Raw genomic sequence first — 20,514 nt, 5'->3', positions numbered from 1 at the left:
GACGCCGCGCTCGAACGGATCGACGACGGGACCTACGGGATCTGCCGCATCACGGGCAAGCGCATCCCGCTGGAGCGGCTCGAAGCGATGCCCTATGCTGATTTGTCGGCGCCAGCGAGCGCGCGTCTGGCGGCCTCGTCGAGTCATTAGGCGGCGGCGGGGATGCCCCGCTACGTACCGTTCAGGAACCGGGGCGACGTTCATTCGCCTCGTTCCGCCAGCCGGCGTGCCGCGCGGTCTATCGAACAGGCCGCGCGCGCCATGCCGGCCCACGGATCGGGACCCCGCTCGATCCGGCCAAAGAGGTTTCGGATGGTGTACCGCTGCGGATGGAGGTCGGCGTCGTCCAACTCGTCCCAGTGCAGCGGGGTCGCGACGGGGGCTTTCGGGAGCGCGCGGACGGCGAACGGCGCCACGGCCGTCTGCCCGTAGGCGTTGCGGAGTGTATCGATGAATACGCGGCCTTTGCGCTTGTTTTTGCGCTGCTCCACGGTAAGTTCGTCGGGAAAGCGGCCGGCGACGCGCTGGGCGAGGTCGCGGGCGAACGCGCGCACGGCCTCGAAATCGGCGGACCGGTCCAGCGGCGTCACGACATGCAGGCCGCGCGACCCGGTCGTCATCAGATAGGCGGGCAGCTCCAGTTCGTCCAGCAGGGTGCGCACCGCGCGGGCGGCCGCGCGCACCCGGTCGAATCCTCCGGCGCCGCTTTTCCCGGGCGGGTCGAGATCGAAGATCAGGCGATCGGGGTGCCGGGGTTTGTCGACGCGGCTCAGCCAGGCGTGGAGCGTGATGACGCCCTGGTTGGCCAGATAGACGAGCGTGGCGGGCGAATCCGCCACGACATGCGTGATCGTGCCGGCGGTTTTCGGGACGGTGACCCGCGTGATCCAGTCCGGGAAATACGCGGAGGCCTGCTGCTGGATGAACCCACCCTCCGCTATCCCGTTCGGGAAACGATGCAGCGTGAGGGGCCGGCCATCGAGGTACGGGAGCATCCGCGGCGCGATGCGTCGATAGTAGGCGATCAGGTCTCCCTTGGTGATTCCGTCATCCGGAAAAAACAGTTTGTCCGGGTTCGACAGCGCGACGGTGTTGGCATCGATGGGCATCGTATCGCTCATGGCCCGCCTGCTACGGTTTGGATGTCGGCGAGGGTGCGCCCCGACGGGACTGGCGGTCGCTTCATGACCTTCTTCGGTGGATCGTGCATGGTATTCAGCATAGATCCTGGCAGCGCGTCCTGCTGTGAGGCCGGACCTGTTTCCGATGTGGGCGCCCGCTGTCAACCTGGGCGCCGGCATGGCGACGGCGTGGGGAAAATGCACAGCCGGGGAGAGGGGGATCGACTACAGCCGGATAGGGCGGCATCGGTCATCGATTGGTTTTCCTTTTCGATAAGATGAAGGCGTACGATGCGGTCGGGTGCGCCCCTGCGACGCACGTTTGCGACCCTCACGCTGTTCTTTACGCATGGGACTGGTTATGAAAGAGAACCCCTACATTCGATGGTTTGAGGCGCTCGGCAACAACGACGTCGCGCTCGTCGGTGGAAAAAATGCGTCGCTCGGCGAGATGACGTCGACGATGCGCAAGGAGGGCATCCCGGTGCCCCAGGGCTTCGCCACCACCGCCGCGGCCTACCGGGAGTTTCTGCGTGAAAACGGGCTCGAAGCGGCCATCCGGCAACACCTCGCCGAACGCGGCGCCGGCCGGCGCACCCTGGAAGAGACCGGCCAGGCGATCCGCGCGCTCATCCTGAAAGGGACCTTCCCGAAGCCCATCGAGGCAGCCATTCGCGCGGCCTACCGCGAAATCGGCCGGCGCTACGGCGTGGAGCGCGCCGATGTCGCCGTACGCAGCAGCGCCACGGCCGAGGATCTGCCCGAGGCGAGCTTCGCCGGCCAGCAGGAATCCTTCCTGAACATTCAGGGCGAGGAGGCGCTGATGGCGGCGTGTGTCCGCTGCTATGCCTCGCTGTTTACCGACCGGGCCATCGTGTACCGCGAAGCGCACGCGTTCGATTCCATGCAGATCGCCCTGTCGATCGGCGTGCAGAAGATGGTGCGCTCGGATCGGGCCGGCTCCGGCGTGATCTTCACCCTCGACACCGAGACCGGTTTTCCCGACGTGGTGCTGATCAGCGCCGCCTGGGGGCTCGGCGAGCCGGTCGTGAAGGGCACCGTCACGCCCGATCAATACACCGTGTTCAAGCCGTTCCTCGGCGACGCCGGCCTGCGGCCGATCATCGGCCGGACGTGCGGGGAGAAAGCGATCAAGATGGTCTATGCCGACGGGCAGGCCATGCAGGAAGAAAACATGCTGGAGCGGTGGGACGACGACGGCGGCTTCGAACCGGAAGCGGCGCACCGGGCGCTGGAACGCCTCGCCGGCAAGCGGACCGTCACGCGGGATACCTCGGAGGCGGAACGCCGCGCGATGGTGCTCTCGGACGACGAAATCCTGATGCTGGCCCGCTGGGCCGTGCGCATCGAGACGCACTACGGCCGCCCGATGGATATCGAATGGGCGAAGGACGGCGACACCGGCGCGTGCTTTATCGTGCAGGCCCGTCCCGAAACCGTGCAGTCGCGCCGGACATCGAGCGCGCTACGAACCTACCGACTCAAGGAAGCCGGCGAAGAACTGGTGCGGGGACTCAGCATCGGCGACGCCATGGCAAAAGGCCCCGTTTGCCGCATCGAGCGGGTGGAAGATATCGGTCTGTTCCGGGATGGCTCCATCCTGGTGACGCGTACGACCGACCCCGACTGGGTGCCGATCATGAAACGCGCCGCCGGCATCGTCACCGATCACGGCGGCCGCACCTCGCATGCCGCCATCGTCAGCCGCGAGCTGGGGGTTCCGGCGATCGTGGGCGCCGGCAACGCCACGGAGGTGCTGCGGGATGGACAGGACGTGACGCTCTCGTGCGCCCAGGGGGACGAGGGGTACGTGTATGCCGGCCTCCTCGACTTCGAGGAAGTCGATCTCGATCTCTCCGCGATCCCCGAGACGCGGACGCGCATCATGATCAACATCGCCAGCCCCGCCGCCGCGATGCGCTGGTGGCGACTCCCCAGCCGGGGCGTCGGCCTGGCGCGCATGGAATACATCATCAACAACGTCATCAAGATCCACCCGATGGCGCTGGTGGAACCGGAGCGCGTGCAGGACGAAGCGGCGCGCGCCCGGATCGAAACGCTGACACGCGGCTACGCGGACAAGACCGACTACTTTGTCGAGCACCTGGCCCAGGGCATCGCGATGATCGCGGCCTCGCAGCACCCGGATCCGGTGATCGTTCGGACGAGCGACTTCAAGACGAACGAATACGCCCATCTGATCGGCGGCGCGGCGTTCGAGCCCGAGGAGGAAAACCCGATGCTCGGCTGGCGGGGCGCCTCGCGCTATTACAGCGACGACTACCGCGCCGGCTTCGCGCTTGAATGCCGCGCCATCCGGCGCGTGCGCGAAGAGATGGGGTTCACGAATGTAATCGTGATGATCCCGTTCTGCCGCACGCTTGAGGAAGCCGACCGCGTTCTGGCCGAAATGGCCGCGAACGGGCTCAGACGGGGGGTGAACGGACTCGAGGTCTATGTGATGGCGGAAATCCCCGCCAACGTAACCCTGGCGGCCCGGTTCGCGGAGCGGTTCGACGGCTTCTCGATCGGTTCGAACGACCTGACGCAGCTCATGCTCGGCGTCGACCGCGACTCGGCGAAGCTCGCGTACCTGTTCGACGAGCGCAACGAGGCGGTGATCGAGACGATCCGCGACCTCATTGTCAAGGCCCATGCCGCCGGCCGGCCCGTGGGCATCTGTGGCCAGGCCCCGAGCGATCACCCGGATTTCGCGGCGTTCCTGGTGGATGCCGGGATCGATTCGATATCCCTGTTGCCGGATAGCGTCCTTCGCGCCGTCCAGACCGTGGCGGAAGCGGAGCGCGCGCAGGCCGGCGAAACCCCGAAACGAGGCGCGCGGAAAGCGGCCGCGCCGTCGCGCGCCCGAAAGACCACGCCCTCAAAGAAACGCCATCCCTGAGCCGGCGGAACGAGGAATCAACCGGCTCGACATGACCCGGGTTCAGGACTCGGTGCGGGCGGACTCCTTCGCGATGGAGAGCCACACTTCGGCTTCGACCGTGGAGTGGAAGACCTTTCGGGGATGCCTGCACGATTTGGTCAGGCCGAAGAGGGCGCGCGCAAACGTGTAGTCGACAAAGCGGGCGGTGACGACCGCGATTTTGCCAGGTTCACAGGCTTCGGGGGGGACGAACGTGCGGAGGAGTTTGACCAGAGCGGTCAAGTCGGGCAAGTCCATGTCGAGTTCGTCGATTCCCCGGCAGTCCCAGATCTGATTGTAGGAGGGCCTGAAATCGTCTTGCAGCCAGAGGGCTTCGAGCGTCGGCAGGAGTTCCTTGCCGGAAACGAAGCCGGTTAGCGAGATGAGGTATAGCTCCTCTCGCGGCATCGGGTTGAGGTGGATGGCCATGGGTCGGCAATACGGGTTGTCCGGTGGTGAACCGGCTATTGCATGTTTTCGCGCGTCTCGATCGGCCGCACACCCCCGCCATCGGTTGGATCGATGACGAGGCGGGCCGCCGTTTTGAAATTGGAACGGATTGGTCTCGGAATAACTGGCAACTGAAGGACCATTCGCCATTCCGGGTGCTTCGAAGCGCTTCCAGTGTGCAATTGTGCGACAGGCGTGGAGCAAATTGCGTTTGATAAGTGGACAGTAACTGAACGGGGGTAGGGAGGATGCTCGATGGGGGATGTGGGTTATGGGATGCGGGATTTTGCGCTGCCGGATTTGCATGCGCGATTATCGCTAAATATCCAGCATCTCGTATCTCACCCCCCTTACCCCCCTTTCCATCAATGGTGGGCGCCCATGCCGCGAAGGATGGTCATGATGCCGAGCGCGATGAGCAGGAGCCCGGTGACGACATTAATGCGTTGACGCCAGTAGGGTTTGATGAACTGGCCGGCCCACGCGAGGCCGAAGAGGGCCGGCAGCGTCCCCAGGCCGAACAACCCCATGGTCAGGGCGCCGTCCAGCGGGGTGGCGGCGGCGCCGGCGCGGAGGAGCATGGCGTAGACCAGCGGGCAGGGCAGGAGGCCGTTCATGAGTCCGACGCTGAGGGCTCCGGTGGCGCCTCCCCGATCGAAGAGGCGCTTCAGCGCGGCCGCGAGCCAGGCCGTGCCGCGCGCGACGAGCCGGCTGCCGGCGAGGCCGCGCTGTCCGAAGAGATAGGTGACGCCCGCGACGATCAGCAGCCCGCCGAGGATCCCCGCCAGGATCTGCTGGCCGCCCATAAGCAGGTGCATCAGGGCGCCGCCGCCGCCGGCGACGAGCCCGAGCGCCATGTAGCTCACCGTTTTTCCCAGCCCGTAGAGGCCCATGCGGGCCGTCCGGCTGCCGGTGTCGGGGGAGAGATGGGCGATCATCAGCGGGAAGCCCCCACACATGCCAATGCAGTGGGCGCCGCCCAGCAGGCCGGCCAGTACGATGAGCAGGGCGTCGGTCATGGGGATGGCGCGCACGACGCCGGGCGGTCCACGCCGGCGACGCGCACGAGGCGATCGAGTCGGATGGGGGGATCGTCCGCCGTCGCGGCCAGGACGATGAATTCCTCGTTTCCCCGGGCGTAGACATCCAGAATCCGCGTTTCCACCACCCGCTGGTTTTCTTCCGGGTCCAGATAGACGATTTCACAGGGAACCCCCCGCACCGCCTGATCTTCCAGGATGTCGTAAAAGCCGCAATCGATGGGGGTATAGGGTGTGTCCGGCATGGCGTAACGGGTTTGCTCGGGTACTCGTGAGGCGCCGCCAGGTTGCGTTCGGCGCGGCGGTCGGATGCGACGAATCCAGAGGGAAGCCGGCGCCTGAAACACGCCGTGTTCCTGATCGAGTACCATCTGTCGCTGCCTTGTGATGCGCACCCCGCTGATCGTGTTACTGCTTTGCTCGCTGGCTTCGGGTTGCGCGCTGGACCATCCGCCCGGCGTGCTCGCTCCCGAGCCGCCGGCGCAGACCAATCTGGCCCGGCAAGGGGCGTTTCCACATGGCGCCTACCGCATCCTGCCCCTGGCGACGTTCGAATTGACGGCGCGGGTGCTGGGGAAGGAGCGCTACTGGTTCGACCGCGGCGCCGAGCTGGCGCCGTACGATCTGGCGCTGGGCTGGGGGCGTATGTCCGACTCCGCCGTGATCGACCGGCTGTCGATCTCGCAGTCGTGGCGCTGGTACCGCTGGCGTGCCCGCGACCTGCCGATTCCGCTGGGCGAAATCGTGTCCAGCAGCGCCAACATGCACATGGTGCCGGCCGACGACCTCGTGCGTCGCACCCTCGGCCGCGTTCGCGACGGCGACGTGGTGCGCATCACCGGCAAGCTCATCGAAGTGAGCGGACCGGACGGATTCCACTGGAAAAGCTCGCTGACCCGCGCCGACACCGGAAATGGCGCCTGCGAGCTGGTCTTCGTGGAGGATCTGGTGATTCTGTGAGGATTAAGGTTCAATGTTCAATGTTCAATGTTCAAAGAGTTCGCCGTGGTCGTTCACCGCGCCTTAAACCTTGAACCTTCCGCCTTGAACTCTCCCCCTCAATCGTCTTCGCGGCCGCGGGGATGGCAGGCGTAGCAGGCGGCTGAGTCGTAGAGGTAATTGCGGACGCCGCGGTGTTCGCTATCCATGCTGCTCTGGCGATGCTCGTGGCAATTGAAGCACGTGAAGGCCATGAATTGGCCGGGCGTGTCGTGGCAGGTCTGGCAGTCGTTGTTCCATTTACCCCGGTGTTCGCCCGAGAAGATGGGGAAGTTTTCGCTGTCGTGGTCGAATGTAGCGCCATCCCACGAGTCGGTGGTGTGGCAATCGAGGCAGACCGTCGTAAACCCGGTGCCGGCGTGTTCGCGCGTATAGTCGGCCTCGTGGCAGGTATAGCAGTCGTTGGCGTCGGAAGGCGTGAAGCGCGGCGCGAGCGAGGGGGTGACGTGGCAGGCGTCACAGGAGAGATACTGGTGTGCGCCCAGGAGCGGGTACCCCTCCGAGGCCCGTTCGTGGTCGAACGCGGTGCCGGACCATCCGAGGGTGGTGTGGCAATCGTCGCATCCGGTAGAGAACCCCATCGCCACGTGGTCGATCGAGGCCGCCAGCACGTAGTCTTCGTGGTGGCAGTCGTCGCAGGCGTTTTCCAGCGGGGCGAAGGCGCCGTAGCGGTCGTCGGTGTGGCAGGTGACGCAGGCCGTCTGCTGGTGCGCGCCGGTGAGGGGGAATCGCGTCTGCAAGTGGGCCTGGAGGCCATCGACGTCGCGGAAGGTCGTCGTCGTATGGCAGTCGACGCAAGCGCCGGCGAGCGCGCCCTGATGCACGTCCAGATGGCAGGCGCCACAGGCGTCTTCCGGCACGTCCGGCTCGCCGAATTGCAGGTCGACATGGCATGCCGCGCAGGACGCGCGCCGATGGCTGCCGGTGAGGGCGAACCCGGCGTCGGCCGTGTGGTCGAAGTCCATGGGGGCGCGGAGCGGCTGCCAGCCGCTCGTCGTATGACACGAGGCGCAGCTGATGTCCGCCCGGAAATCGCCATGCGGATTTACGGCGGCGGGGTCCTGGGCGAAGGCCGCGCCGGCGAACAGGCTGGCCGCCAGGGCCATCGCCGCGCCATACCGCCATGCCAGAAAGGGTGATTTCATGATCCTGCACGTCTTCACGGAGGTACGATTTCTCACAGGGATCCGTCTGCCCGGTTCCATGAGGATTCTCTGAGCGATGGCCTTTTCCGAATCGTCGTCTCGCGGGAGGTGCGATTTGGCTTCCGCGATGTGTACATTAGCGTCGGTACACAAGCTATGAAGCGTCTCACTCTCCTTTTCCTTATCGCCTTCTCGGCGTGCAGCCAGAAGCCGCCGGCCACGGACTCGCCGTTGCCGGATGTGGTGGACTACAACTACCACATCAAACCGATCCTCTCGGACCGGTGCTACACCTGCCATGGCCCCGACGAGCACACCCGTGAAGCCGGCCTCCGGCTCGACACCGAGGAGGGCTTCAGCGCGCCGCTCGGCAAGGCCGGCGACCATGTGGCCGTGGTGCCGGGAAATCCCGGGAAAAGCGAACTGATCCGCCGGATCTCGAGCAGCAATCCGGAGGACATGATGCCGCCTCCGGAATCCAACCTCACGCTGACCCCCTACGAAATCGCGCTGATTTACCGCTGGGTGGAGCAGGGGGCGAAGTGGAAGCCGCACTGGTCGTTCACCCCGGCCGAGAAGCCCGACCCGCCGGCGGTGAACGCGGCGGAATGGCCCGTCAACGACATCGATCGCTTCGTGCTCGCCCGCCTCGAACGGGAGGGACTCACGCCGTCCCCCGAAGCCGGCCGCGAGCGGCTCCTCCGGCGCGTCACGTTCGACCTCACCGGACTCCCGCCGTCGATCGACGCGATCGATGCGTTTGTCAACGACCCGGCGCCCGATGCCTACGAGCGCGTCGTGGATCGCCTGCTCGCCTCCGACGCCTATGGCGAGCGGATGGCGAACGAATGGCTCGACGTCGCCCGGTACGCCGACACCGGCGGCTATCAGTCCGACCGCCTCCGCCGCATGTGGCCCTGGCGCGACTGGGTGGTCGACGCGTTCAACCGCAACCTGCCGTACGACGACTTCCTGACCTGGCAGCTCGCCGGCGATCTGCTGCCCGACGCCACGAAAGAGCAGATCATGGCCACGGCCTTCAACCGCAACCACCGTCAGACCGAGGAAGGCGGCAGCATCGAGGAAGAGTTTCGCACGGAGTACGTGGCCGACCGCGTCAACACGCTCGGGACGGCCGTGCTGGGCCTCACGCTCGAATGCGCCCGTTGCCACGACCACAAGTACGATCCGGTCACCCAGAAAGAGTACTACCAGCTGTACGCTTTTTTTAACAGCGTCGACGAATCGGGGCAGACTTCCTTCTTCACGGATGCCGTGCCGGTGCCCACGCTGTTGATGACGGACGACGCGACGGACTCGGCGCTCGTGGATGTCCGCCGGCGCATCGCCGATGCCGAGCGGGCGCTCACGACCGCCGCCGCCGATGCCGAGGAAGACTTCCTGGCCTGGCGCGCCCGCTTCGCGCCGTCCATGCTCCCCGCGATGCCGTCGCCGGGGCCTGTCGATCTGTTCCGGTTCGAGCGGCTCTCCGGCGGCGTCCTGCCCAACGACGCCCACTCCTCCAGAGCCGGCAAGGCGATCTACGATCCCGCGCTCGTCGAGGGCAAAAACGGCCGCGCGATGGTGTTCGACGGGGAAAACGGCATCGAGGCCGAGGGGGTAGGGGATTTTAAGCGGACGGATCCGTTTTCGATCGCTTTCTGGATGAAGCCGGCGAAATGGAACGAGTGGAATGTGCTCGTCCATCACACGAAGGCCGCGCTCGACGCCGGCAGCCGGGGCTACGAGATCGCGATGCAGGGCAACAGGCTCGTCGCCGGCCTCGCGCACATGTGGCCGCAGAACGCGATCCGGATCGTCACGAAGGACTCGCTCGCGCTCGGCGCGTGGACCCACGTCACGATGACGTACGACGGGTCAAGCCGCGGCGCCGGCCTCCGCCTCTTCGTGAACGGGGCGCCGGCCGCGGTGGATGTCGTGCGCGACAACCTGTTCAAGAACATCGCCTACGAGCGGACGAAGGTCGACTTCACGATGGGCTTCCGCTTTCGCGACGCCGGCTTCAAGGACGGCCTGATCGACGATCTGGCCATCTATGACCGGGAGCTTACGGCGATCGAGGCCGCGCAGCTCGCCGGCGCCGACCCGCTGCCGGAGTCCGAACGGTCGGATCGGCTGCGAGCCTATTACCTGGCGCATCACGCCCCGGGGTATGCGCGGGCACGGCAGGCGCTCCGCCAGCTCCGCGAGGAGGAAAACGAGCGGGTTAGCGCGGTCGAAGAGATCATGGTGATGCGGGACATGCCGCAGCGCCGGCCGGCCTACGTGCTCGTGCGCGGACAGTACGACCGCAAGGGCGACGAGGTGTCGCCGGCCACGCCGGCCTCGCTGCTCCCGTTCGACGAGGCGCTGCCGCGCAACCGGCTCGGGCTGGCCCGCTGGCTCACCGATCCGAAGCATCCCCTCACGGCGCGGGTCGCGGTGAACCGGATGTGGCAGTTCTTTTTCGGAGCCGGCCTCGTCTCGACCCCGGAGGATTTCGGCAACCAGGGACAGCTCCCGAGCCATCCCGCGCTGCTCGACTGGCTGGCGACGGACTTCGTCGCGTCGGGGTGGGATGTGAAGCACTTTGTGAAGCAGATCGTGATGTCGGCCACGTACCGCCAGGCGTCGGAGACGACGCCGGCCGTGCGGCAGCGCGATCCGGCCAACACGCTCCTGGCCCGCGGCCCGAGTTTCCGGCTGCCGGCCGAGATGCTGCGCGACAACGCCCTGGCGGCGAGCGGTTTGCTGGTCGCGAAGATGGGCGGCCCGCCCGTCAAACCCTATCAGCCGGCGGGATTGTGGGAGGAAAAGTCGGGCGCGAAATACGTCCAGGATACCGGCGAGAGCCTCTACCGGCGCAGCCTCTATACGTTCTGGAAACGCACGTCGCCGCCGCCGGCGATGACGACGTTCGATGCGCCCGAGCGCAACAGCTGCCTCGTCCGCCGGCAACGCACGAGCACGCCGATGCAGGCGCTCGTGCTGCTCAACGATCCTCAATTTGTGGAGGCGGCCCGTAAGCTGGGCGAGCGGATGTGGCATGAGGCCGGCGACGACCGGTCGGCCCAGGTGACGCTGGCGTTCCGTCTGCTCACGGGCGAGGCGCCGTCCGATGCCGAACGCGCCGTGCTCGAGGCGATCTACCAGGAGCAATACGACGAATACGCCCGCGACGCGGACGCCGCCGGCAGGCTGCTGGCCGTCGGTGAGTCGCCCCGCGACGCAGCGATCGACGCGCCCTCCCTGGCCGCCGCCACCATGGTCGCATCCGCCATCATGAACTACGACGCGGCCGTGATGCGACGCTGATCATCGCAAAATGAATAGCGTATATCGCAAATTTTTAAGGAGCGAGCCCCATTTGCGATATGCGATAACCGATGTACGATCGAATGTGCGACTGCCATAACTACGAACACCTTCATTCCCGTCGCGACTTTCTCTCGCGCACGGCGATGGGCCTCGGGGCGGCGGCGTTTGCGTCGTTGCTGAATCCGGCGGCGGCGTTCGCCGGCGCAGACGACACGCGGCTGCGCGGCATCATGGACGGCTTTCACGTCCCACCGCGCGCCAAGCGGATCATCTACCTTTTCCAGAGCGGGGGCCCCTCGCAGATGGAGCTGTTCGATTACAAGCCGAAGCTCAACGAGATGCAGGGGCAGGAGCTGCCGGCGTCCGTTCGGATGGGACAGCGGCTCACGGGGATGTCGGGCTTCCAGAACTCGCTGCCGCTGGCCGGCTCCCGGTTTGCATTCGGCCAGCACGGCCAGAGCGGCGCCTGGGTGAGCGAACTGCTGCCCTACACGGCCAGAGTGGCCGACGAGCTGTGCATCGTCAAATCGATGCACACCGAGGCCATCAATCACGACCCGGCCATCACGTTTTTCCAGACCGGCTCGCAGATCGCCGGCCGGCCGTCGTTCGGGTCGTGGCTGAGCTACGGGCTCGGCAGCGAAAACGAAAACCTGCCGGCGTTTTGTGTCCTCATCACCAAAAACAAGGGCGGCCAGCCGCTCTACTCCCGCCTCTGGGGCAACGGCTTCCTGCCGTCGGTGCATCAGGGCGTCCAGTTTCGCTCGGGCAACGACCCGGTGCTCTATCTCAACAACCCGGACGGCGTCACCGAGGCCGGCCGGCGCAAGCTGCTCGACCGGCTCAACGAGATGCACCAGATCCGCATGGAGACCGTCGGCGACCCGGAGGTCGAGGCCCGCATCGCCCAGTACGAGATGGCGTACCGGATGCAGACGTCGATCCCCGAGGTGATGGATACGTCGGACGAGCCGGACCACATCTTCGACCTGTACGGCCCCGACGCGCGCGACCGCGGGACGTTTGCTGCCAACTGCCTGCTCGCCCGCCGGCTGGCGGAGCGCGGCGTCAAGTTCATCCAGCTGTATCACCAGGGATGGGACCATCACGGCGGGTTGCCGAAAGGCATCGTGCAGCAAACCCGGAGACCGACCAGGCTTCGGCGGCGCTGATCCTGGACCTCAAGCAGCAGGGCATGCTCGACGACACGCTGGTCGTCTGGGGCGGCGAGTTCGGGCGGACCAACTACTGCCAGGGGCGGCTGACCGAGGAGGATTACGGACGCGACCACCATCCGCGCTGTTTTTCGGTGTGGATGGCCGGCGGCGGCGTCCGCCCCGGCATCAGCTACGGGCAGACCGACGAGTTCGGGTACAACGTCGTCGAGGATCCGGTCCATGTGCACGACTTTCAGGCAACGCTGCTTTATCTGCTCGGCATCGAGCACGAACGGCTGACGTTTAAACACCAGGGCCGGCGCTACCGGCTGACGGACGTGCACGGCAAGGTGGTCGACAGCCTGCTGGCGTAAGCGTGGTCCTGCCGAGCCGGCGTGCCGAGAGCCCGCCTCGCGGATGCGGGTGGACCTCCCGAACGCGCCTGGGGATGATCGGGCGTCGGGTTGCGGTCCGTGGGGGATGCTTGGGCGTCGGGTTACGGTCCCGTGGCGTCGGGTTACGGTCCCTGGGGGGACCTATTAACCCGACCTACGGGGCTGCCGCAACGTCATCCTCGCGAACGCGGGGATCCATGGAAGGACTGAGATACCTCAGGTGCTATGACGTGACGAACGGCGTTTCTGCCATTCGTAGCGCTTGCATGGATTCCCGCGAACACGGAGCTTGCCCCCGGCATGATCGGGAGCTTGCCCCCGGCATGATCGGGGGCAAGACGAAGTCGCCTCACCGCCTCAGCACCACCTTCCCCGCAACCACCCCGCCGGCCGCATCCACCCGGTACACATACACCCCCGCCGGCAGGTCGCCGGCCTCGATGGTAACCACTTGCGCGGCGCCGGCCGGGAGGTACCCGTCAAACAGCACCCGCCGCTCGCGTCCGAGCAGATCGTACAGCACGGCCCTCACGGGGCCGGCTTCGCGTGTCTGGATGTCGAACGTGGTGCGATCCGCGAAGGGGTTCGGGTAGGGGGAGGAGATCTCGATCCGCGCCGGCAGTTCGGGATCGGATTCGTTGGCGACGATGGATGTGTAATAGATTCTCCGGTAAGCTTCGACCGAGCTCAGGTACGGCGAGGTTTCAAGCGCCGCCAACACGTCGGTGAGCGCGGTCCCACGAATCTCCCAGACCTGCAGGACCGGGTTCGTGGAAAAGGTGCCGACGACGGTAGCGTCGAAACGCGATCGGAGTGAGGCGATGCTATCCGCCGGCGCATTGGCGGGGTAGACAACCTCGATCTGGCCGCCGAGAAAGGCCGGCGCCTCGATCGTCAGCGAATCGCGGTAATCGCCATAGTACGCGACGATGGTGTGCGCGCCACCACTCTCCGGCAGTCCGATAGCTTGCGGATCGATCGTCCAGGTCCATCGCTTGAATGAGCCGTTTGGAGGGAAATAGTGTGGGACGTCGTCCGCGGTGCACACGGTGCTCGGGGTAACCTTGTCGAACTGAAACCACGCCTGGCAGCCCGACGAGCTCCAGATCGTGAAGCCCTCGTCCGTATTGTTCGTGATGGTAAATTGCAGCTCGATCGGCTCGCCGTATTCGTAGACAGCCTTGTCGGTTTCGATGAGGGTGACGACCTGCCCCGTCGCCGGCCCGGCGGCCGCGATCCACAACAGGACGATGCCGATACGAAGCGGTATGCGCATGATTGGTGCCCGGTTATAATGGCATGTTAGTCCGGTTACGCCTCACCGGCATCGGGGATCCGGCGGATCCGCCCGGGCATACAACGCCTCCAACCCACCGGCAAATCCAATGCATACCCATACCACCGACCGCGCCGCCCGTTACGAAGACGTCCTCGAACGCATCGACGCCCTCCTCGGCGACGACGCCGACTGGATCTCGGCCATGGCCACCGTCGCCTGCGAACTGCACCACGCGTTCGACTATTACCACTGGACGGGCTTCTACCGCGCCGTCGGACCCACCCTGCTGGCCGTCGGGCCGTACCAGGGCGGTCACGGGTGTCTCCATATCGACTTTGACCGCGGCGTGTGCGGCGCGGCGGCGCGCACCCGGCAGACGCAGCTGGTCCCGGATGTCGAGGCTTTCCCCGGCCATATCGCCTGCTCGTCGACGACCCGATCCGAGATCGTCGTGCCCGTCCTCACACCCGCCGGCCGCGTCCTCGGCGTGCTCGACGTGGACTCCGACTATCCGGATGCCTTCAACGCCATCGACCAGCAGTTCCTCGAACGGCTCTGCGCGGATCTCGGGGCGCGGTTTGCCGTTACGGCGTCGCTTTAGGGTCGATCCTTCGGTCGCACCCGATCCGATCATCGGGGCGTTTCAGCGGGTTTATGGGATGTCCGCGAGCCATGTCCGCAGCTCTACCGCCCGGCGATCCTCCGCCTTTTCCGCCGCGTCGAATGCGGTCAGCGCCTCTCGCAACAGGGCCCGCGCTTCCTCGCCGCGGCCCTGAAGGGCAAGGCATCGGCCCAGTGCGCCCCGGGCCTCGGAAATCAATAGATCGCCGGCCGGCAATTGCGCCGTACGAATCGCCACCGCTTCCTGGAGCAGCGCTTCGCCGACGACCGGGTCGCCCTGTTCTGACGTCAGCAAACCGAGACTGATCAGGGGAAACGCCATTTCGATCCTCGTTTGCGCTTGCGCGCGCCAGAATGCGAGCGCGGCGTTGAGTTCCGCCTCGGCTTCCGCCGGCCGGCCGCGCAGCCGCAGGATGGCGCCCAGGTTGCTCCGGGCGCTCGCCACGTTCTGGTGGTCGTCGCCGAACAGCTCGCGGTAGATCGCCAGCGACTCGCGCTGGAGCCGCTCGGATTCCTCCAGGTCGCCGCGTTCGCGCAGCACGGACGCGACGCTGCCGAGCGCGCTCGCCACATAGCGATGGCGCGGTCCGAGCGTCGCGAGGTTGATTTCGAGGGTCTTCCGGTAGATGGCCTCGGCCTCATCCAGGTCGCCCTTGCGGAAGAGCAGGCCGGCGAGGTTGTTGAGCGACTGGATCGTCTCGGGATGCTCCTCGCCGTACAGGTTGCGGCGGATGGCGAGGCTCTCGCGCACGATCGGTTCGCCCACGGTCACCCGGCCCGTCGTCCAGTAGAGGCCGCCGAGGTTGCTGAGCGTAAAGGCCAGATCGGGGTCGGCATCGCCGAATTCTTCGCGCTGGATGGCTTCGGCGCGGCGATACTGCACCTCGGCTTCGTCGTACAGGCCCTGCGAATGGAGCGCCCAGCCGTAGTTGTTGAGGGTCCAGGCGAGTTCCCGTTCGTCGGGCGGGTCCACGCGTTCGTATATGGCGACGGCGCGCCGGTAGAGCGGCATCGCGACGTCGAAACGCCCCATCGCCCGGTTATTGCTCGCGCGCTGAAGCACCGTGGCGGCAACCTCGGCGCTTTCGGGGCCGTAGAGGCGCTCCCGGATCGCGAGCGTGAACTGCGTGAGCGAATCCTCGCCGGCGAAGTCGCTCAGCGAGTGCCGGATGTTGGCGATCTCCGAGAGGAGATAGAGCGCTTCTTCGTTCTCGCGACCCTGACGCACCTCCACCAGGGCCAGCGCTTTCTCGAACAAGGATTCGGCCTCACGGTACTGCCCCAGGCCGTGGTACGCGTCGCCGACGGCGCGGAGGAGGCGGGCCTGGACGTCCGGCTGGTCGGCCAGCTCGTCCTCGATGCGCGCCGCGCCGTCGCGCAGCATGTCGAACGCGGTCAGCGTATCGCCCTGGGCCACGTGCGGGTTGGCGGCGTCGAACAGGCTGACCATGAAACGGGTGGCTTCGTCGGCCTTCGATGCCTCGAGCCGCGCCGCGTCGCGGGCCTCGCTCAGCCGCAGGGTGTACGAGAGGACGACCGCCCCGAGCAAGAGGAGGAACAGCGCGGCGGCCAGGAGCAGCGTCCGGTGCCGGCGCCCGAACTTCGAGGCCCGGTAGCGCCAGGCATCGGGCTGGGCCGATACCGGAAGCCCCTGGCGGTGCCGCTCGAGGTCCGACCGGAGGTCGCCGGCCGAGCTGTACCGGCGCTCCGGCTCCTTGCGGAGCGCCATCAGGCAGATCGTGTCGAGGTCGCCCTTCAGCTGGGCGGCGGCTTTTTTCGTGGCGCCGTCGGGCGCCTCGGAGGCTTGCGCATGGAGCAGCGCCAGGCTCGGGCGCCGGGGGATCTGATGGCAGACGACCGCCTCGACTTCCGCCGGCGCATGGCTCGACAGCTTGAGCGGCCGTACGCCCGCGAGCAGCTCGTACAGCACCACCCCGAGCGCGTAGATGTCGGTCTGGGTCGTCACGGCGCCGCCGCGCACCTGCTCCGGCGCCGCGTATTCGGGGGTGAGAACCCGCATGCCGGCATCGGTCAGCGGCACGCCGGCGTCGGCGTCCTCTTCCAGCGCGCGGGCGATCCCGAAGTCGAGCAGCTTCACCTCGCCGGCCCTGGTGACGAGGATGTTGCCCGGCTTGATGTCCCGATGTACGATGAGGTTGCGGTGCGCGTGCTGTACGGCGTCGCACACGCGCTCGAACAGCATGAGGCGCTCCCGGATTCCCAGCGCGTTCTCCCGCGCGTACGCCGGCAGCGGAATCCCATCCACATATTCCATCGCGAAATACGGCCGGCCGTCGTCCGTCATCCCGCCGTCCAGCAGGCGCGCGATGTTTGGGTGCTGGAGGCGGGCCAGCATCTGCCGCTCGGCGAGGAAGCGCTGGACGATCCGCTCCGAGTCCATCCCCCGCTTGATGAGCTTGAGCGCCACCTGCTGCTCGAAATGCCCGTCGGCTCGCTCGGCGAGGTAGACCACGCCCATCCCGCCGGCTCCGAGCCGGCGCAGCACGCGATAGGCGCCCACGCGTTCACCGAGCTGCGCGTCGTCCTCTTCCGCCCCGGCACGGGGCTCGCCGGCGTAGGTCAACGCCTCGAGGGCGTGCCCGTCCACCAGGCTGTTGACCAGCTGATCGGACTCCAGCAGCGAGGCGACTTCCCGATACAGCTCCACATCCTCCCGGCACGCTACCTTCAGGAACGTGATCCGGTTGGAAGGGATCTGGTCGAGCGCCGCCTCGAAGAGCGACTGTACCTGCTGCCAGCGTTCGGAATCCATCGGCGCGTGTTGGTTTGCGGTGTTGGAGGCTGGGTGTATGGGAGTATGGGAGTATGGGAGTGTGAAGGAGGAGGCAGTCGGGGGTGTGGGCTTCAACCTGCTCCCACACCCCCGTACTCCCAAACTTCCTCACGCCCCTCATTCCTTCGCCAGTCCGACATAGATGTCGTTCGAGGCGTCGGCATTGTTGTATATCACGTCTTCTCGGCCGTCGTCGTTGATGTCGCCGACGAGGATGGTAAACTGGCTCCAGTCATCGAAGGCCGGGTGATCCTGCGAGACGCGGCCGAGGTCGAAGCTGCCGGAGGCCGTACCGAGGCCGATGAAGCTCCGGTTGACCGTGCCCATCGTGTTCATCAGCAGATCCTTGCGGCCGTCGCCGTTGACATCGAGGAGGCGCAGCACGAAGGGTCCCTCGTTTTCCTGGGCATTCTGGAGCGGGCCCTCGACGAGCGCCGGCGTGCCGCCGGTCGTCAGATCCCGGTGGATCGGATTCGATCCCGCGATCGAATTCATCCAGACCAGGTCGACGCCGGCCACCCCGTCGATGTTGCCGACGACGACATCGTAGTTCTGCCAGCCCGAGATGCTGCGCTGGAAGCGGCCTCGGAACGAAAAGATCTGTCCCGGGACGTCGCTGACGGATTCGGCGAAATAGACGTGATGCACGCTGAATCCCTTCGTGTACCAGATCAGGTCGTCGCGCCCGTCGCCATTAAAATCGCCCATCGTCCAGGTCTCATCACCCGTCCATGCCGTCGCCGGATGATCCTGCCACCTATTGGTGATCTCCTCGAAGTTATCGACACCGAAGGTGCCGTCGCCGTTCGAAAAGGTCACGTAGGTGCGGTTGGTGCCCACCGGGTGGTTCCACACGAGGTCGTCGCCGTTTTTGCCGTCCACATCGCCGACGCCAAACTGGTAGTCCTGTCCCCAGGACGAGGAGGCGCGGGTGAACATGGGCATTTCCTGGAAGGTGCCGTCGCCGTTGGACAGTCCGATATACGTGGTGTTCGTCGTGAGCACGCGGCCCCAGGCGAGGTCGTCGCGGCCGTCGTTGTTGAAGTCGCCCACCTTCACCTTGTACTGGCTCCAGCCGTTCGCCGGCTGGGCGGAGTGGCTCGTGGGCGCGCCCATCGAGAACGTGCCGTCGCCGTTCGAGAAGGCGACGACGGTCTCGTTCGTGCTGGCGCTGACGTGGTTCCACACGATGTCCTGGTCGCCATCGCCGTCGACGTCGGCCATCATGGTGATCGCCGGCGCGCCGATCGGCAGCGAGAGCGACTGCTTGTCGAGGAAGTTGAACGTGCCCGGCGTGGCGGCGCGCGCCTCGCAGGTCTTGACGTTGTATTCGGTCGTCTCGCTCACCGACGCAATCGATCCGTCGCCCAGGTTGCGGAACGTGTACGACAGCGGCGACGCGCTGGAAAGCGGCGCGTTGTCGGTGAAATAATCGGCCCAGTTGCCGGATCGGATGACGGCCAGCGTGGCCTCGGCGTTGCCGCCGAGCGAGGTGACGCGGATCTCGGACTGCTCCAGGATCGACTTCTGCTTGGCGCTCAGGTTCACCGCACCGCCGCCGCCGATGCCTTCGTACGCCGCCCGCAGGGTGGCGCGCATCTCGGATTCGCTCGCGGTCGAGGTCATCGAGAACATCATCATGCGGCCATACACGACGTTGGACACATACACGGGCAGGTTGTCCGGCCCGATGCGGCCGAGGTCGACCTGCTGCTGGAGCCTGTCGGCCGAGAAGTCGCTGCTGAAAAAGGCGTCCGGCGACTGCGGCGGCGCCACGACGACCTCGAACATCTTCTGGTAGAATTGCGCCGTGATGGTTGTTTTCGACGCGTTGTTTTTCACCGACCCTTTCGCGGAGGCCTCGAAACCCAGGTAGTGCCCGGACAGGCCAACGGAGAGCGCGAACTGGCTCTCGGAGTGATAGACTTCCTGCGTGAAGGTGATCGTGCTCGGCGTGGAAAGACCCGACGCCGTCGCGTTGCCGATCATCGATCCGATGGCCTGGGCGACTTCGGCCTGGCTCGGGGTGTCGACCGTCCGGAAATTGTCGTCGTTGGCCAGGCTCGGGATGGATACCTCGATGGGCGTGCGTTCGGCGATGGGGAGGCCGAGCAGGCTGCCCAGCCCGTCGCGGTGGCTCTTGCCCTGAATCAGAGCGCCCGGCCAGAGGAGGTCGACGTCCGGGCTGTAGAGCGCGATCTGCTGCGGGTTGTCGGTGAGCGTGAAGGGCTGCGTCTGGCAGGAGTACGCCACGTCGGGCAGAATCTCGATGGTGCCGTCGTCGTTCACGACCTCGACGTCGAGCATGACATCGGGTTCGGTCGTCGGTTCGGCGGTGGCGGTGGGTGCCTGTGAGGAAAGGCGGGGGCTGAAGGACGTCCACGAGGGGAGGCTGCTCATGTAATCGGCGACGCCGTCGACCTGGTCGTCGGGGCCGGCGCCGCTGTCGCAGGCGGCAACGAAAAATAAAAAGAGCATCCCTGCCGGGATGAACAGTCGGCGTTTCATGATTCTACCTCGAACGAAATGGCCCGTCGAACGGGACTGGATGGCGTGTGAAGGTGACGGGCACCCCAGGCAGGGTGTGTCAGACTGAGACGCGCCTTCCGTCGGGCAAATCGATCATCGAGGGGGAGAGAATTATTGAGGGGGCCTTCTGACATTCACCGGACGGTTCACGTCAGTCGGCGAGTTCGCGGTTCAGCCACGCGCGGGCCATGCGCCAGTCGCGTCCCACGGTCGGCACCGAGATGCCGAGCACTTCCGCGATCTCTTCGTGTTGCAGGCCCCCGAAATAGCGCATCTCGACGATCTTGCTCTGCCGCTCGTTCAGGGCGGAGAGGCGGTCGAGGGCTTCGTCGAGGGCGAGGAGGTGTTCCGACTGATCTTCCCTGACCACCATGTCGTCGAGCAGGGTCGCCGGCGCGACGCCGCCGCCGCGTTTGCCGGCGTGCAGCTTTTTGGCGTGCGTGATGAGGATGCGCCGCATCACGATCGAGGCGACGCCCATAAAATGCGCCCTGTTTTTCCAGGTCACCGCCCGCTGCCCCATCAGCTTGATGTAGGCTTCGTGGACCAGGGCCGTCGTGTTGAGCGTGTGATTGGATCGTTCGCTTCGCAGGTACTGATGTGCGCGTACCTGCAAATCTTCGTAGATCAGGCCAAAAACGGCGTCGAGTGCCGAGGCATCGCCGCCACCCACCTGCTCCAGCAGGCGGGTAATGTCTACCGATTCTTCTTTCATGCAATCG

Annotated in this window: 16 protein-coding genes; 7 read left to right on the top strand and 9 right to left on the bottom strand. The window is 66.1% G+C overall.

Going from position 1 to position 20,514, the window contains the following annotated elements; translation table 11 throughout:
* The first annotated feature begins 18 nt into the window (after positions 1 to 18).
* A complete protein-coding gene (locus R2834_22880) occupies positions 19 to 150 on the top strand; it encodes a TraR/DksA C4-type zinc finger protein (protein MEZ4703191.1) in 132 nt (43 codons plus the stop codon).
* A 50-nt stretch (positions 151 to 200) separates the two neighbouring features.
* Here the strand turns inward: R2834_22880 and ligD are convergent, their stop codons facing one another.
* A complete protein-coding gene (gene ligD, locus R2834_22875; GenBank protein ID MEZ4703190.1) occupies positions 201 to 1,121 on the bottom strand; it encodes a non-homologous end-joining DNA ligase in 921 nt (306 codons plus the stop codon).
* Positions 1,122 to 1,482: 361 nt separating this feature from the next.
* On the opposite strand from ligD, the gene ppsA reads away from it, so the two are divergent.
* Positions 1,483 to 4,044 (top strand): phosphoenolpyruvate synthase, encoded by a 2,562-nt coding sequence (gene ppsA / locus R2834_22870; protein ID MEZ4703189.1) that lies wholly within the window; start codon positions 1,483 to 1,485, stop codon positions 4,042 to 4,044.
* A gap of 42 nt (positions 4,045 to 4,086) precedes the next feature.
* On the opposite strand, the gene R2834_22865 is transcribed toward ppsA, so the two are convergent.
* The 3 genes from R2834_22865 to R2834_22855 all read right to left on the bottom strand — a co-directional run bounded on the left by R2834_22865 (position 4,087) and on the right by R2834_22855 (position 5,800).
* Positions 4,087 to 4,494: a hypothetical protein gene (locus R2834_22865; protein MEZ4703188.1), complete on the bottom strand. Its 408-nt coding sequence runs from the start codon at positions 4,492 to 4,494 to the stop codon at positions 4,087 to 4,089.
* 386 nt (positions 4,495 to 4,880) lie between these two features.
* A complete protein-coding gene (locus R2834_22860; protein MEZ4703187.1) occupies positions 4,881 to 5,534 on the bottom strand; it encodes a sulfite exporter TauE/SafE family protein in 654 nt (217 codons plus the stop codon).
* Positions 5,531 to 5,800, bottom strand: coding sequence for a hypothetical protein (locus R2834_22855; GenBank protein ID MEZ4703186.1), 270 nt, complete (start codon positions 5,798 to 5,800; stop codon positions 5,531 to 5,533). The genes R2834_22860 and R2834_22855 overlap by 4 nt, the downstream gene beginning before the upstream one ends.
* A gap of 142 nt (positions 5,801 to 5,942) precedes the next feature.
* On the opposite strand from R2834_22855, the gene R2834_22850 reads away from it, so the two are divergent.
* A complete protein-coding gene (locus R2834_22850) occupies positions 5,943 to 6,515 on the top strand; it encodes a hypothetical protein (protein ID MEZ4703185.1) in 573 nt (190 codons plus the stop codon).
* A 98-nt stretch (positions 6,516 to 6,613) separates the two neighbouring features.
* Here R2834_22850 and R2834_22845 read toward each other — a convergent pair whose 3' ends face one another.
* A complete protein-coding gene (locus R2834_22845; protein ID MEZ4703184.1) occupies positions 6,614 to 7,699 on the bottom strand; it encodes a cytochrome c3 family protein in 1,086 nt (361 codons plus the stop codon).
* A 156-nt stretch (positions 7,700 to 7,855) separates the two neighbouring features.
* Between R2834_22845 and R2834_22840 the strand changes: the two genes are divergently transcribed.
* The 3 genes from R2834_22840 (at position 7,856) to R2834_22830 (ending at position 12,548) form a co-directional block, all read left to right on the top strand.
* A complete protein-coding gene (locus tag R2834_22840) occupies positions 7,856 to 11,014 on the top strand; it encodes a DUF1553 domain-containing protein (GenBank protein MEZ4703183.1) in 3,159 nt (1,052 codons plus the stop codon).
* A gap of 71 nt (positions 11,015 to 11,085) precedes the next feature.
* Complete coding sequence (locus R2834_22835) at positions 11,086 to 12,189, top strand: DUF1501 domain-containing protein (GenBank protein MEZ4703182.1); 1,104 nt, start codon at positions 11,086 to 11,088, stop codon at positions 12,187 to 12,189.
* Positions 12,114 to 12,548: a DUF1501 domain-containing protein gene (locus R2834_22830; GenBank protein MEZ4703181.1), complete on the top strand. Its 435-nt coding sequence runs from the start codon at positions 12,114 to 12,116 to the stop codon at positions 12,546 to 12,548. The genes R2834_22835 and R2834_22830 overlap by 76 nt, the downstream gene beginning before the upstream one ends.
* A gap of 370 nt (positions 12,549 to 12,918) precedes the next feature.
* On the opposite strand, the gene R2834_22825 is transcribed toward R2834_22830, so the two are convergent.
* A complete protein-coding gene (locus R2834_22825) occupies positions 12,919 to 13,845 on the bottom strand; it encodes a T9SS type A sorting domain-containing protein (GenBank protein ID MEZ4703180.1) in 927 nt (308 codons plus the stop codon).
* Between the two features lie 109 nt (positions 13,846 to 13,954).
* Here R2834_22825 and R2834_22820 point away from each other — a divergent pair, with 109 nt between their 5' ends.
* Positions 13,955 to 14,449 carry a GAF domain-containing protein gene (locus R2834_22820; GenBank protein MEZ4703179.1) on the top strand — a complete coding sequence of 165 codons (495 nt, stop codon included), beginning with the start codon at positions 13,955 to 13,957 and terminating at the stop codon, positions 14,447 to 14,449.
* A 51-nt stretch (positions 14,450 to 14,500) separates the two neighbouring features.
* On the opposite strand, the gene R2834_22815 is transcribed toward R2834_22820, so the two are convergent.
* From R2834_22815 to R2834_22805, 3 genes are all read right to left on the bottom strand, one after another.
* The gene (locus R2834_22815) at positions 14,501 to 17,242 is read right to left on the bottom strand and encodes a serine/threonine-protein kinase (protein MEZ4703178.1); all 2,742 of its coding nucleotides are present in this window, start codon (positions 17,240 to 17,242) and stop codon (positions 14,501 to 14,503) included.
* Between the two features lie 138 nt (positions 17,243 to 17,380).
* The gene (locus R2834_22810) at positions 17,381 to 19,771 is read right to left on the bottom strand and encodes a thiol-activated cytolysin family protein (protein ID MEZ4703177.1); all 2,391 of its coding nucleotides are present in this window, start codon (positions 19,769 to 19,771) and stop codon (positions 17,381 to 17,383) included.
* A gap of 172 nt (positions 19,772 to 19,943) precedes the next feature.
* Positions 19,944 to 20,507 (bottom strand): sigma-70 family RNA polymerase sigma factor, encoded by a 564-nt coding sequence (locus R2834_22805; protein MEZ4703176.1) that lies wholly within the window; start codon positions 20,505 to 20,507, stop codon positions 19,944 to 19,946.
* Positions 20,508 to 20,514: the final 7 nt, after the last annotated feature.

It is taken from the genome of Rhodothermales bacterium, from assembly GCA_041391505.1.
In the GTDB taxonomy this organism is placed as follows: Bacteria; Bacteroidota; Rhodothermia; order Rhodothermales; family JAHQVL01; genus JAWKNW01.
This window is presented reverse-complemented; position numbering and strand designations above follow the sequence as displayed.

Excerpts from the sequence above, each read along its gene's own strand:
- R2834_22830 (MEZ4703181.1), top strand. The coding sequence starts at position 12,114 with ATGGGACCATCACGGCGGGTTGCCGAAAGGCATCGTGCAGCAAACCCG.
- R2834_22835 (MEZ4703182.1), top strand. The coding sequence starts at position 11,086 with ATGTACGATCGAATGTGCGACTGCCATAACTACGAACACCTTCATTCC.
- R2834_22805 (MEZ4703176.1), bottom strand. The coding sequence starts at position 20,507 with ATGAAAGAAGAATCGGTAGACATTACCCGCCTGCTGGAGCAGGTGGGT.
- ppsA (MEZ4703189.1), top strand. The coding sequence starts at position 1,483 with ATGAAAGAGAACCCCTACATTCGATGGTTTGAGGCGCTCGGCAACAAC.
- R2834_22825 (MEZ4703180.1), bottom strand. The coding sequence starts at position 13,845 with ATGCGCATACCGCTTCGTATCGGCATCGTCCTGTTGTGGATCGCGGCC.
- R2834_22815 (MEZ4703178.1), bottom strand. The coding sequence starts at position 17,242 with ATGGATTCCGAACGCTGGCAGCAGGTACAGTCGCTCTTCGAGGCGGCG.
- R2834_22860 (MEZ4703187.1), bottom strand. The coding sequence starts at position 5,534 with ATGACCGACGCCCTGCTCATCGTACTGGCCGGCCTGCTGGGCGGCGCC.
- R2834_22840 (MEZ4703183.1), top strand. The coding sequence starts at position 7,856 with ATGAAGCGTCTCACTCTCCTTTTCCTTATCGCCTTCTCGGCGTGCAGC.
- R2834_22820 (MEZ4703179.1), top strand. The coding sequence starts at position 13,955 with ATGCATACCCATACCACCGACCGCGCCGCCCGTTACGAAGACGTCCTC.
- R2834_22855 (MEZ4703186.1), bottom strand. The coding sequence starts at position 5,800 with ATGCCGGACACACCCTATACCCCCATCGATTGCGGCTTTTACGACATC.
- R2834_22810 (MEZ4703177.1), bottom strand. The coding sequence starts at position 19,771 with ATGAAACGCCGACTGTTCATCCCGGCAGGGATGCTCTTTTTATTTTTC.
- R2834_22850 (MEZ4703185.1), top strand. The coding sequence starts at position 5,943 with ATGCGCACCCCGCTGATCGTGTTACTGCTTTGCTCGCTGGCTTCGGGT.
- ligD (MEZ4703190.1), bottom strand. The coding sequence starts at position 1,121 with ATGAGCGATACGATGCCCATCGATGCCAACACCGTCGCGCTGTCGAAC.
- R2834_22865 (MEZ4703188.1), bottom strand. The coding sequence starts at position 4,494 with ATGGCCATCCACCTCAACCCGATGCCGCGAGAGGAGCTATACCTCATC.
- R2834_22845 (MEZ4703184.1), bottom strand. The coding sequence starts at position 7,699 with ATGAAATCACCCTTTCTGGCATGGCGGTATGGCGCGGCGATGGCCCTG.